This is a genomic window from Paeniglutamicibacter sp. ZC-3 (assembly GCF_025847175.2).
Classification (GTDB): Bacteria; Actinomycetota; Actinomycetes; order Actinomycetales; family Micrococcaceae; genus Paeniglutamicibacter; species Paeniglutamicibacter sulfureus.
This window is the reverse complement of sequence record NZ_JAOYTG010000015.1, coordinates 106,618-120,323: the sequence shown is the minus strand read 5'-3', so window position 1 is coordinate 120,323 and position 13,706 is coordinate 106,618. Positions and strand designations below refer to the sequence as shown.

7 protein-coding genes are annotated in these 13,706 nt (G+C 61.3%); 3 read left to right on the top strand and 4 right to left on the bottom strand.

Annotated features, from left to right (window positions below):
* Window positions 1–1,084 precede the first annotated feature (1,084 nt).
* On the top strand, window positions 1,085–1,402 hold the full coding sequence (locus OIU93_RS15075) for an NAD(P)H-hydrate dehydratase (protein ID WP_372342942.1): 318 nt from the start codon (window positions 1,085–1,087) through the stop codon (window positions 1,400–1,402).
* 1,127 nt (window positions 1,403–2,529) lie between these two features.
* On the opposite strand, the gene OIU93_RS15070 is transcribed toward OIU93_RS15075, so the two are convergent.
* The 4 genes from OIU93_RS15070 to nagB all read right to left on the bottom strand — a co-directional run bounded on the left by OIU93_RS15070 (window position 2,530) and on the right by nagB (window position 9,079).
* Entirely contained in the window at window positions 2,530–3,873 is a 1,344-nt protein-coding gene (locus tag OIU93_RS15070) for a UDP-glucose/GDP-mannose dehydrogenase family protein (RefSeq protein ID WP_264270876.1), read from the bottom strand.
* A 129-nt stretch (window positions 3,874–4,002) separates the two neighbouring features.
* Window positions 4,003–5,349: a phosphoglucosamine mutase gene (glmM, locus tag OIU93_RS15065; protein WP_264270875.1), complete on the bottom strand. Its 1,347-nt coding sequence runs from the start codon at window positions 5,347–5,349 to the stop codon at window positions 4,003–4,005.
* Between the two features lie 188 nt (window positions 5,350–5,537).
* Entirely contained in the window at window positions 5,538–8,114 is a 2,577-nt protein-coding gene (locus OIU93_RS15060) for an exo-alpha-sialidase (RefSeq protein ID WP_264270874.1), read from the bottom strand.
* Window positions 8,115–8,290: 176 nt separating this feature from the next.
* On the bottom strand, window positions 8,291–9,079 hold the full coding sequence (gene nagB / locus OIU93_RS15055; RefSeq protein WP_372342941.1) for a glucosamine-6-phosphate deaminase: 789 nt from the start codon (window positions 9,077–9,079) through the stop codon (window positions 8,291–8,293).
* A 73-nt stretch (window positions 9,080–9,152) separates the two neighbouring features.
* Here nagB and OIU93_RS15050 point away from each other — a divergent pair, with 73 nt between their 5' ends.
* Both OIU93_RS15050 and OIU93_RS15045 read left to right on the top strand, forming a co-directional pair.
* On the top strand, window positions 9,153–9,887 hold the full coding sequence (locus OIU93_RS15050) for a GntR family transcriptional regulator (RefSeq protein WP_264270872.1): 735 nt from the start codon (window positions 9,153–9,155) through the stop codon (window positions 9,885–9,887).
* A 232-nt stretch (window positions 9,888–10,119) separates the two neighbouring features.
* On the top strand, window positions 10,120–13,638 hold the full coding sequence (locus tag OIU93_RS15045; protein ID WP_264270871.1) for an ATP-binding protein: 3,519 nt from the start codon (window positions 10,120–10,122) through the stop codon (window positions 13,636–13,638).
* Window positions 13,639–13,706: the final 68 nt, after the last annotated feature.

Genomic DNA, 13,706 nt, shown 5'->3' with positions numbered 1-13,706 from the left:
CTTGGCGCACTTCGGCCAAAACTAGATTAGACATACTGATTGGTTTCCTGGTTCTCGCCCTACGCGATCGAGCTGACTTGCTCTGTCACCGTGGTACCGCTCCAGCCTGACACGTAGGGTCTGCCTCTTTGAATGTTCACTCACCATAGAGCCCCAAACAAGACATGAACGGGCACTACCTACAAATCGGTCCGAGGTCCGTCAGCAGCCTGAGAGTTGGATGATAGTCCAGGGCTTTCGGCCGATCGCTCGGAAGGATGAACCCACGTCGTCGGACAATTGCGGATCACCGACATTTGCTGCATGAGTGATACGGCGTTTGCCATCTACCAGACTCGAAGCAAGTACTCTGCCTCGGCCGCGCTAAGACCTGATCCAGAACGCGAAGGACAGCGGGTTGGAGATTTTGCCCCTCCAGGCGTTCACCGACAACACCCTGTGGTGCCATCTGCTGCTCATGGCACCGGATCTGCTCGCGTGGGCGTAAGTGCTCTGTCTCAACAGCACCGACGGTAGGGCCTGAAAGTCGAAGAAGTTTCGGGCCCAGATTTTGGAGAGCGCCGGCAAGGTCAGCAGCCATGCTTGCAAACGCACCCTGCACTTCGCAGCCACAGTGCCCCATACTGCCCAGCTCCTCGTGGATGTGAATGGACTGGCTGTGCTTTCACCACCCCCGCCCTTAATTCCAAGGCGGTACCGTTCCATCGAGCAGGAAGGCCTTCAAAAGACCTTTTCAGGCAATGGAACCCAGAATGCACCGCCGCCACCGGTCAGCGGCCAAATCATCGCAACCACACGCCACAGTGAGAGCCTTCAGCCGCCGATCTCATGGGCGGCCAGGACTTGTAGGGGGTTGGTGTATTGGATTCTGTCAGCATCATCGAAGCACACACTATGCCAGCACACCGTTGCAATGTGGTTTCGGATGATTTCGCTGACCAAGTGAGCATGCCCAAGCTGTTGAATTTGCAGTGGTCGCGTAGCGGTTATTTGAGTGTTGGTTGACGCGATGGGTTCCGCGATTGGTGCGTGCGACTCCGCCTAGTTCCCAGACACGCAATCTTTTCGCACCAGATCATAGGAAATTTCCCACACGCTGGCCTATTGCACGGCTCCGGACGGCTACACGCTGATCGTGCACGCTTCCACGCCTGACCTTGCGACGGCCGGCAGCGGCGACGTGTTGACCGGAATCCTGGGCACGGTCTTGGCCGCAGCCAACCTCCCGGCCACGCCCACGAACAAGGACGTAGTGGCCCTTGGCCATCGCCTGACGGACCTTGCTGCTGCCGGTGCACTGATCCACGCCCACGCGGGTGCCCTCGCGGCACACGAGGGCACCGTCAGCGCCGTTGACCTCTTGCAGGAACTTCCACGTGCGGGCCGGGACCTGGGGCTCTGACAAGAGCCGAGCCGGACAGATTTTGTCACCGGCGTCGTTACAACGACTCCCCGGACGCCATCAGCAGGAACGTTATTGCACATAGTGCGGGCATACCCCTTTGGCGATTACCCAAAGAGTTGCCCGCCAACCCCAGCGGTAGTTGAGCAATGTGGCCTGGCTGGGGTCTTGGTTACTGGGTCACGGTCCTATCGCTCTCCCACAACGCTTCGGACCTGGTGCCGGGGTTCTGTACCAAGCGCTCAGCAGCTTTTCGCCCTGCTCCAAGGCCAGTCCGCAGATGCTTGGAAAACTTCCCCGAAGTCAGGCATAGTCATCTTGGTCCTTTCCGCAGCACCATGGTTTAGGCTGGTGCAACAAGGCTCCAATTGGGGGAAGTCTTAAGTTTGGGGGCGACTGTTTTGTCTTGGAATCGAAGCTACTACCGCAAGAAGTCACGTGTTCTGGTGATCTGGCAAAACATCGGATTGGGGCTACTCACCTTGGTTGTCCTGGGCATAGTCGGATACTCAGTACTCACTTAGAGACCCGCCTCCGCCTAGCCGTTTGGGTTCCAAGCCCGGTCCGATATTCGAACGCAATTGGAGGGCCCGGACCCCTATCCGATACTGTCCAGAATCGATCGCTTTGACGGTCTGTAGACCAAAGGCGGTTCGGCTGGGATCGGGCAGTTCCTGATTGGTCACATTAATGGTCGAATCGCTTCTGCCTGCTAGGATCGACCTTAATCGCGTCCTGGGGGGCGCACGAAACTTGGGGAGAGAATCTTGGGACGCAGAACGCGTAGTCGCAATCACGACCGCTTTTACCGGCAGGGACCTCGCGTGCCCTATGTCTGGCAAAACATTGGACTTGGTCTGCTTATCGCCATCGTGTGCGGCGTTGGCGCATACATCGTCTTGACCTAATGCGGGTGCCGGCAGGACTGGTCTTGGACATGACGTTTTCCTGGGTTGAAATCGTGTCTTGCGACTCGCAGTCCGCAGGGACGCTTCGATAACTACGCACAAAACGGTGGCCACATGCTGGTCAAACCAGTATGTGGCCACTGTCCTGTGGCGCCGTCCGCTTTAGGGTCGACAGAACTCAGCTACGCCGGGTGGACTTCGGAAAGCCGTCAGCGCGACCTAAAGTTCTCCATCGAGCGGTGCGTAGTGTTGGCCCATCCGCACGATTTCCCATCCGGCGTCCCGCCACGGCGCACGTTCAAGCACGTTGCGTCCGTCGATGATGCGCTTCGTGGCGACCAATTCCTCGAGATCTTCCGGGACAAGTGCCTTGAATTCGGCCCACTCGGTGAGCAGCAGCACCAAGTCGGCATCCTTCACTGCCTCGGGCAGGTCTTTGGCGTACTGCAGCCGCGGGAAGCGCTCGGCCGCGTTCTTGTTGCCCTTGGGGTCATAGACCAAAACGTCCGCCCCGGCGTTGAACAGCCGAACGGCAATATCCAACGCCGGGGAATCGCGCACGTCGTCGGAGTCGGGCTTGAAGGTGACTCCAAGAACCGCAATGCGGGCACCCACCAATTTGTCGTTGAGCATCGTCTGGGCCAGACGGACCACGCGTTCGCGCCGGCGCAGGTTGATCTCGTCGACCTCGGCAAGGAAACCCATGGTGTGGGTCAGGCCCAGCTCGCTCGTGCGGGCCTGTAGCGCCCTGATGTCCTTGGGCAGGCAACCTCCGCCGAAGCCCACCCCGGCGTTGAGGAACTTGCGCCCGATGCGGGCGTCATGCCCCAGCGCATCGGCCAGCACCGTGATGTCCCCGCCAATGGTCTCGGTGACCTCGGCAAAGGAATTGATAAAGGAAATCTTGGTGGCCAGGAACGCGTTGGCGGCCACCTTGACCAGTTCCGCGGTCTCGAAGTCGGTGACGATCAGCGGGGTGTCTGCCTCCAGCGCCTGGGCATAGACCCGGCGCAGGATGGCCTCGGAGGTTTCGTCCTCGACTCCCAGCACCAGCCTGTCAGGTGACATGGTGTCGGCCACGGCGAAGCCCTCGCGCAGGAACTCGGGGTTCCAGGCCAGGGAGATCTGCGCATCCGGATGGGCGTTGGCGGCAATGAGTCCGCGCAGCCGGCGTGCGGTGCCCACCGGAACCGTGGACTTGCCCACGATCAGCGCCGTGCCGCGAATGCGCGTGGCAAGTTCCGCCACCGAGGCATCGACGAATCGCATGTCCGCCCCGTGGCCGTCGGCGCGCTGCGGGGTGCCGACGCCGATGAAATGCACATCGGCCCAGGTGGCCACTTCTTCATAGTCGGTGGTGAAGCGCAGCCTGCCGGAGGCCACGTGCTTGCGCAGCAGCTCTCCCAGGCCCGGTTCGTGGAAGGGCAGCTTGCCTTCGGACAACGCCTCGATCTTGGCCGGGTCGACATCCACGCCGATCACCTCAAAGCCAAGCTCGGCCATGCAGGCCGCGTGTGTCGCGCCTAGGTATCCTGTGCCAATCACCGATATCTTCATGCTCATGCCTCTGGCACACCCTTTCGACAGTCACGGCTGCAGCGAAGTGCTGCACACCTCAAATGCGTGTGGCCGAGCGCCTGACACCGTAGGTGCCGGAACACTCGGCCACGGTCTCAATGTTGCAAGGAGAATCTATAGTGCCAGTTCGCGCGAAACGACTGCTGCCAGCGAAGTGGCCAGGGAATGAGCCATGTCCTGCGAGGTGGCTTCCACCATCACGCGAACCACCGGCTCGGTACCCGAAGGGCGCAACAGCACCCGGCCGTTGTGGCCCAATTCGGCCTCGGCGGCGACGATCGCGGCGATCAGCATCTTGTTCGCGGGCGCCGCGAGCTTGTCCACGCCCTTGACGTTGATCAGCACCTGCGGCAGTACCGTCATGGCGCCGGAGAGTTCCTTCAGGGTCTTGCCGGTGGAGTTGACGCGCGCAGCGATGTGCAGGCCGGTCAGCACCCCGTCCCCGGTGGTGGCGTGGTCTGCGAAGATCACGTGGCCGGACTGTTCACCGCCCAGGTTGTAGCCGCCCTCGCGCATGCCCTCGAGCACGTAGCGGTCCCCCACGCCGGTTTCCTTGACGGTGATGCCGGCTTCGCGCATCGCGATCTTCAACCCGAGGTTGCTCATCACGGTGGCGACCAGGGTGTTGTCCTTCAGTTCCCCGCGGTCTTTCAATGCGGTGGCCATGATCGCCATGATCTGGTCCCCGTCCACGACGGTTCCTTCATGGTCAACGGCCAGGCAGCGGTCGGCGTCGCCGTCGTGGGCAATGCCCAGGTCCGCTCCGTTGTCCACCACTGCCGCCTGCAGGCGTTCCAGGTGCGTGGAGCCGTAGCCGTCGTTGATGTTAATGCCGTCCGGCTCCGCACCGATGACCAGGACCTCGGCACCGGCGGCGTTGAAGACCTCAGGCGAGCATCCGCTGGCCGCGCCGTGGGCGCAGTCAAGAACGATCTTGAGCCCGTCCAGGCGGTTGGGCAGCGTCTGCAACAGGTGCATGACGTAGCGGTCCTCGGCATCCGCGAAGCGCGAAATGCGTCCCACGTCGGCACCGACCGGGCGGTACTTGGGCTTCTCCATGGCCGCCTCGATGGCGTCCTCGAGGGCGTCGTCGAGCTTCTTGCCGCCGCGGGCCAGGAACTTGATTCCGTTGTCCGGGGCAGCGTTGTGCGAGGCGGAGATCATGACGCCGAAGTCGGCATCAAGGTCCGCCACCAGGTAAGCCGCCGCCGGAGTGGGCAGGGTCCCCGCATCGTGCACGTCGACGCCGGTGGCCGCAAGGCCCGCCTCGATCGCAGCCGAGAGGAAGTCGCCGCTGATCCGGGGATCCTTGGCCACCACCGCCACGGGACGTCGCCCGTCATGTATTTGTTCGTGCCCCAAGACCATGGCGGCGGCTTGTGAAATCGCCATTGCCAGTTCTGGGGTCAGAAGTTCGTTTGCTTTTCCGCGGACACCATCGGTCCCAAATAACCTTGCCATCGCGACTCATCATAACCCTGTCCCGGCTCATTCCCCGTTATTTCCCTACTCAGCATTCTTTTGTATGTCCGCGAAACCCGGGCGGGGAAAAAACGTTGGGCGGTCTCCGAAAGACCGCGTGACGGGGGTCCGCGACCCGGTGGCCGCGGACCCCCGTCACGTGCGTTTCAGTCCCTTGCAGGCGGGGGCTACTCGGCTCTCCCGGAATCCACAGTGACCCGCAACGGAAGGGATTTTGCGATGCCTGCGGCGTTTTCCAGTTCGGCGGTGTAGACGCGGGTTCCGTTGGCGCGGCCGCGCAGCTGGACCACGGCGCGCTGCGACTGCGGGCTGTTGGCCTCAAGCTGCTGGCCGTGGATTAGCTTCCCATCCTCAAAGAGACGGAAGACACTTGCATTGGTCCCGCGGGCGAGGTCCAGGGCCACGGAGTAGTTTCCGTCCCAGCGGGCGGCTCCCGCCTCCGGCACGAATGAGAGCCGGCTGGCTGCCGGGGCCTGCGTTTCAGCGTCGTTTGGCTCCCAGATCGCGGGGTCCCGCGGCAGCTGGACGGCCGAAAGTTCGAGCTGCGCAACTGCCCGCTTGGAGCCGTTGGCTGCTTCGAATTCCATGGTGCGTTCGGCCGCCTCGCCGGCGGCTGCCTCTTCGGCTGTCAGTTCGTGGACGATCTCGGTTTCCAGGGTGGCACCGGGAGCGAGTTCCCCGGCGAGCGCCTGGTCCCCGGAGTGGATCCCGGTGAGCCGGACGTTGCCCGTGTTGCCCAGGTCCACCGCGTGCTTGACGGTGTCCCCGGCGGAGGCATGTCCGTTTCCGTCCACGTCGGTGAAGGTGCCGGCCGCGGCAGAGGCCGAGAGGCCCGGCGCGCGAACGATGAGGTCGACCTCGCCTCCGTCAATGGAATATTCCTTCACCACCGTGGCGTATTCAGGGATCCTGCCGGTGGTCCAGGTGCTGGAGGGCTTGAAGAAGCCGTCGGCCACTTCGGCTTCTGTCACGGTGTGGCGGGGAGTGGTGCAGTCATAGGATGCACCTGCCGCAAGTGAGGAGTAGCGGCAATTGCCCGCCGGGCTGGGCTGGCCCACCGGTGCGGCGACCAGCGGGACGAAGTTGCCCGCTGTCGGGACCACCCACGCGTTGGTGTTTCCGGTGTTTGCCACGTGGAAGGTGTATGGCAACTTCTCCCCCGCCGCGTAGGGCAGCGCGGCGAGGTCGCGGCCGGCGTCCGAGCGCTTGCCCGACACCTCGAGCGAGATGATTGATTGACCCTTTACTTGGGCGGTCACGGTGCTGTGCGAGGTGCGTCCGTCGGCGGCGGTGAACCGTGCCTGCAGATTCAGGGCCCCGTTGGCGGTGCTTGGTGCGGTGACCGGCAGCGTGAGCGTGGTCTTGGCCCCGGCCGCCAGTGCGGAGAGCTCGGCGGTGCCGGCGCTCCACCCCGCCGGTCCGGTCAGCGTCAGCATTCCGGACAGCGCGGCCTCTTCCTGGTTGCTGATGACCAGGCTCGCCTCGGCGCTGGCCCCCGCATCCAGTGCCAGGGCCTCGGCTGCCAGCGGGGCGCAGGCCACGTTCAGCCAGTCGCGGTCAAAGGTGGCAAGGGGAAGGTCGTTGGTGTAGCTGCCCTCATAGAAGACCCCGTACATACCGCCATCCAGCGCGGTGGCCACAGAGTAGGCGGAGAAGCCAGAACGGATGGTGCGCAGCCCCGGCCAGGTCTCCCCGTCGTCGCAGGAGACCCGGGCCGAGACGTTGCGGCGCTCGGTGGGGTGGTTGGCCCCGGTGTAGAGCAGCATCTTCGCATCTTGGCTGCCCTCCGCCGCCTCGGGATACATCCGGGTCACATGGGCGTTGTTGGTCGGATCCACAAGCTCGGTGTCCGTTTCGACAGGTGAGTAGCTGTGTCCGCCGTCGGTGGAGATGGCCACCTTGCGGAAGCCGCCGTTGTTTGAGTCGCGGGAGTTGAGCATCACGCGTCCGTCGGAGAGTTCCACGACCTTGTTTTCATCCATCCCGGTGCCAAGGAATTCCCCGCGTTCCCAGGTCTGTCCGTGGTCAGAGGAGTAGAGCGAGTAGGCCTGGATCGGCGCGCTCCCGTCCTCCTGCAGGACCCGACCGGCGTACTGCTGGATCAGCCTCCCGGCGTGCGGCCCGTAGCGCAGCTGGATCCCGGCCCCTGAGGTGGCGAACGTGGTCTTCACGTCCCCGGGCTCCGGGGTCGAGTCGGCACCGGGCTTGGCCACATCGGTGATCAGGCGCGGTTCGCTCCAGCTCACCCCGCCGTCGGTGGAGGAAACCACGGCGGCGCTGATGACATTGCGGTCGGCATCGTCATTGCCCCACGTGCTTCCATGGAAGCCCTGGTCCTTGGAATAGACAAAGAAGGCAAAGACGGTGTTGGTTTGCTCGTCAACCACGAAGCTGGGATCGCTGTAGCCGTACTTTGGTTCTTCGGCATCGCCCAGGTGTCCGGACGCGATGGTGGTCATGGGCCCGAACGTCTGGCCGTTGTCCGTGCTGCGGCGCATCACGATGCTGTTGGCGTTGGGTGCGTCGGCAGCGGAGTTCGGGCGGGCGTCCCAGGAGGAGAGCACCACGCCGTTGCCCAGGTGGGCGAGGGCGGGGATGCGGTAGAAGTAGTTTTCGCCGGTCCGGTCGGCGGCGAGGTTTTCTTCGCTGTAGCTGCCCGGGGCGGCGAACGGGTCGTTGCCGGGCACCGGCAGGGCCGCGGAAGCGGATCCGGCCAGTGCGACAGGGGCCAGCATTGCGATCATGGCGGCTGTCGCCAAGGGGCGTGTGGCGCGGGGAAGTCGGGGTTTGTGGTGTGCGGTCATCTCTTGGGAAGTGCCTTTCCGGCTTGGGGAGGGTCGGTGAGGTCGAGCTAAGAGGTAGGACATCCGATCTATGGATACGTGATGTGTGCCACAGGTGTCAAGCGTCGGAGGATGGATCAGTCGAGGTCGAAGGCACCTTTGGGCGCGTTGTCGCGGGCAAAGTCGTAGTACTCGCGGTCCCGCAGCGACGAGGCTGCGGCTTCGTCCACCACCACGGTCGCCCGCTCGTGGAGCTGCAGCGCGCTCGCCGGGCAGAAGGCCCCGAGCGGACCCTCCACCATGGCAGCCACGGCGGCCGCCTTGGATTCTCCGGTGGCCACCAGCAACACGGAGTGCGCGCGCAGAATGGTGCCAATGCCTTGGGTCAGGCAATGCACCGGAACAGCCTCGGCCTCTCCCCCGAAGAACCGCGCGTTGTCGCGCCGGGTCCGCGGGGCCAGCGTCTTCACGCGGGTTCTGCTGCCCAGCGAGGAGCCGGGTTCATTGAAGCCGATATGCCCGTTGGCACCGATACCCAGCAGCTGTACGTCAATCCCACCGGCAGCCTCGATGGCCGCTTCATAGTCCGCGCAGGCTGCCCGCAGGTCTGCGGCCGCGCCGTTCGGCACGTGGACCCGGGCGGGATCAAGCCCCAAGGGGACGGTCACGGTCCGGTGGATGACCGAGTGGTAGGCCTCGGGATGCGCAGGGGCCAGTCCCACATATTCATCCAGCGCAAAGGCACTGGCGCGGGAAAGATCCAGTCCGTTGTGCACCAGGGCTGCAAGTTCGGCGTAGGTGGCCAGCGGGCTGGAGCCGGTGGCCACGCCGAGCACGGGGTCGGGTTTCCCGGCAAGGGTGTCGGCGATGAGGCGGGCGGCGTGGCGGCCCACGGCCGCGGGGTCTGAGAGCACGATGATTTCCACCTTGCCCAGAGTACCCATGAATCAATGATTTGTCCGTACCAATATCAAAATGGTTCGCTCTATACTCGGGAATATGGAGACTTCACTCGAATTGGTTCGGACCGGATCGCCGAAATATGTGGTTTTGGCCAAGGTCCTAGCCGAGCAAATCCGCACGAATCTTGCCATCGGCGAGCCGTTGCCGACCGAACGGGAGCTGCAGGCGAGCTACCAGGTCAGCCGCGACACCGTGCGGCGGGCCATCGCCAGGCTGGCGGCGGCGGGGCTTGTCTACAACGTGCAGGGGTCGGGAACCTATGTCGCGGATCCCTCGCAGATCCGCAAGGGCACGCGCCTGACCGGCTTCAGCCAGGACATGGCCGAGCGCGGATTCAAGGCATCCTCCCGCACCCTGGACTGCAGGATCGAGCCGTGCCCGACCGAGACCGCGAGGGCGCTCGGTGTGGAGGAGGGTTCCGAGGTACTGCTGCTGCGCAGGCTGCGGCTGGCCGACGGTGCACCCATGGCGCTGGAAACCGCGCGGCTGTTGCCCGGTTTGTTCGGCGAGGCACTTCCCGATCCGGAGGGTTCGCTGGATGTACAGCTGGCCGAACATGGCCAGCGCATCATGCGGGCCGGCCAGAGCATCACGGCAACCAACCTCTCGGTCACCGAGGCGCATCTGCTTGACCAGCCCGTGGGTGCCGCCGCCCTGCGGGTGGACCGCGTGGGCTTCACCGACCAAGGCCTGGCCATCGAGGCCACCGAGACGCTATACCGCGGGGACCGCTATGGCTACGAAACCACCGTGGAACGGGACCCCGCCTGATATCTACCCTTCGCAGCCATCCCGCCGAAATCTTAACGCTGCGCGCATTCACAAAATGGAAAATGTGCGGAGACTAGGTTGCTTTTCAGCCCGCTCTGCAGGAACACCCAGCTTCGGAAGGCCATCGCTAGACTGAAATTAGCACCAGCACAGCGACGACTGTCTGCTGAGGCGACGGCGAAACTGATCAGACGCCTAAACCATCTTCAAACCAGCGGTACGGGGAGAGACAGTGACACTAATTAATAGGATCGAGCAGGCCCTCGACCAAGGTGTGGATCATGACCTGTTTGAAGATGCAGCCACTGCTCTGCTGCAAATCCGCTATCCCTGGTTGTCTCCGGTTGAAGCCGGCCGGGATTTTGGGCGCGATGGAGATATATATAGAACGGACCCAATCAACCCTATGAGCCGCGGAAGGCTACTGGCTACCACAGGCGATCCCTTAGCGAACCTTAAGCGCAGCCACAAGAGCTGGCGAAAGGAACAGCTTCACGGCGAGTTCCGTATTGACGCGCTCGTCATCGCAACATCGAAGAATCTCACAGGTACCGCCCGTAAGAAGCTCGACGAGTACTGCCAGCTGAACCAGCTACCTCTGCCGGAATGCTACGGGCGTAAGTGGTTGGTGAATGCACTGAAGAACGATGCCGAGTGGCGCGAACAGCTAATCGGCGTCAAAGGTCGACTCGATGCATTGGTCCCAGTTTCCGAGTTGATGGAGGACGATTCTCCGTCTCTCCTAGGTCGCGATAGCGTCCTAGAAGAACTATTAAGTTACGTAGATCAAGGCAAGGACGTCGTCTTAACCGGTGTCGCTGGTGTTGGGAAGACGCGGATCCTCTCCCAGTTGAACGGCTCGTATCTGGTCGAACCTCTTGCTCGAACGCACCTCTTCGACGATTTGATAAGGCTCTCTCCGCGAACTGTCGTCCTCGATGACGCACACCTGCATAGCGGGTTAATCGCAGAAATTGCCCAGATTCGGGGTCAAGAGGGGCTAACCTTTTCCATCGTAGCGACCTGCTGGCCAGACGAAGTGGAAAATACTGCGCTGCCCCTGAACAAGGCCGGCACACTCCCGATTGAGTTACTCCCTAGAAAGATCATCGACGATCTCATCGTTGAGTCGGGAGTCACCGCGATCCGTGCTAGACGGCTCATCCTTACCCAAGCGGAAGGCAGAGTGGGGTGGGCTTTAACGCTCTGCAAGGCACTTGTCGATAGGCACGGAGCGCAGGTCTTTTCAGGCGAGGCACTGCTCGATAATGTCACGCGGCACTTGCGCCAAGTTAGCGACGATCCACTTGCCTTAGACGTGCTTGCTTGCATCGCTGCGTTGAAAGGGGCTACTCCTCATGATCTTGAAAAAATCGCAGGCATTCAATACCGGCCTTTGCCGCTGCTCATGGCTTCGTTAAGGGGGCAGGCCAGGCGAGGATTAATCGAGAATCGCAAGGGCCGATGGCACCTGCAGAAGGCACTGGGTGCACCGTTGATCAGTCGCTGGTTTTTTGGTCCTGCACCTTCCCGAACATGGAATTCACTCACAATCGCTTTTCCGGAACGTAGTACCGATCTAGTACGAGCCCTTTTGCAAGCCGCGGGGACCTCGGGAACGGCTGATACCGAACAGGCTGCACGAGATTGGGCGCGTTCTCTGTCCAAGGTTCAAGATTGGGATGCAGATACCCTCAAACTGCTCCTCGAATACGCCCGTCTGGATGAAGCAGCGGCGGATTTCGCTTCTGCAGGAGCTAGGACCGTCCTAGCAATTGAGCGGACCCCAATCTCGATCTGGGAAACGACATATGACCCTATCGGCGACGCCGCCAAAGCAGTACTTCGTAAATCTGTGAACTCTTGGTGCAATATAGAGGCTGTCCATGGGCTACTCGACCTTGCGCTACGTGACCGTCGGTCAACGCGCAACCACTCGGACAATCCTCTCCGGGTCCTAGGCGACTTGGCAACGCACTTGGACCCGGACAGAGGGACGATCTTTCCCGTCCGGAGGATCCTTATCAGTTACGTTTGCAGTTGGCTGAGAGAGAGCGTCAGTTCCGGAGACCGTTGGAATATCTTCGGCGAAGTACTGAAAGACGCACTATCCCCTACCGCCGAAGGCACGTGGGCTGAGCCTGCAGAATCCGGATCGATCACGATGGCCCAAACCGTTGAACCGGCAACACATCTGAAAGACCTCATAGTATTGTGGCGACAAAATGTAGCCCCACTCTTAGAGCAGATTGATGCCTCTATCGGAGGACCGCAGTTAAAGCGAGTAATAGAGCTCCTGGAAACCTGGCTTCGAATTGCAGCCGGTATAAGTCCCGGCACATCGAAGGCAAGCGCGGATCAACGAAGAGAAGCACTGGCAGGCTCATGGACGATGATTACAGACCTTCGATCTCTCCTCAATTCACATCCAGGAGCCGGTCATTTGGCAGTTGGTGCACTGGATCTGGCGCATCTCTGGAAGCTACAGCCAGCGGAGCCTTGGCCAGTCATCGAGGTTGACGAAGAGTTTGAATTCTTTGTGGGGCATCGAAACCACGAAATTTCCGTTGAGGAGTGGCAAACAAACCGCGAAAAGGAGAGTGCGCTGCTGGCCGACCGACTGCTTATCCTTGGTCCGACTCAAGGAACTGAGCGATATTTGGAACTAACGAACATGGCAGCCGAAATCGGGATCAGCCATGACGGCCGGTTTCTTCCACTTGAGCTGTCCGGCAGGGCGGCTAACCCACTCGATTGGCTCAAACAGGCAATCACTGCCGATTCGAATAGTTTGTCTTACCATTTCACTCGGGAGTCGCGGAGTCGCGGGCTCGGGATTGACTTCAGTGTGCTCCAAGCCGGTCTAGCCAGAGCAAGCACCCGGGCCGCCGTTATCAAGGCAATCTTGGCGGATGGAAGCATCGACGCAGTCTCGGAGTTCATCCTCAACTCGCTTCAAGCGGACGATGCACGTCATGTCGAGGTCATCGTGTCGAACGAAACGCCCGCTCCGATAGTCGAGCGTCTTCTTACTCATGAGGTTTCCCAGATTCGGGCGCAGACTTCATTGGTGTTTTCTGCGGCTGGCAAATACGGATACGTTTTGCCAGAAGAGTGGCGTCCGCGGTGGCGAGCGGCTTTTCTCGAGGTCAGGCCTGAGAATGCGACCGACCATGCAAGATGGAGGCTGGTCGAGACGCTTAAGGTCTGCAGCATCGAGGACGTATCTCTCTGTGCCGAGTGGTTCATTCTTCACTTAGACAGCTTGCAAAGTGACGCCGCATTCAGCCACCACGAATTCGTGAGCATCGCCCGCAAGCTTCCTCGTGAGCAGCGCGCTCTGATATCTCGCACACATACAGAAAATGGACTGCAGAGTTCTTTGTTGTTCGCTCTGATCGGACACGATGCGGAACTAACTCAGACCCTGCTCAAGGAGGGTACGGTGACTACCGATGAAATCCTCGGAGCTTTATCAGGTGAACGCGATTTGGAAGCAAAAGTCTTGGCACTCGCACTCCTCGAGGAGGGAGTTTCACCGGCCTGCATAGCCCAGCGTATCAACTCCCATCGTTCCTGGTCTGGCGAAGAATCCGCCGCAATTGCTACAGATATTGAATGGTTCAAAAATCTGGCGATCCAAGACGAACGCCTGACATTGGTGAGCCAAAGTGCTATCGCGAATCTGACATTGGACTACGAGCGGGCATTGAGCGAAGAAAAAAACGAATCTATCAGGGGAAGGTCCTAAAGGTGCTTCCGCTCAGGATAGATCCGGCTTCTGGACCAATGACAATTGGCCGACAGCCATCCGATCCA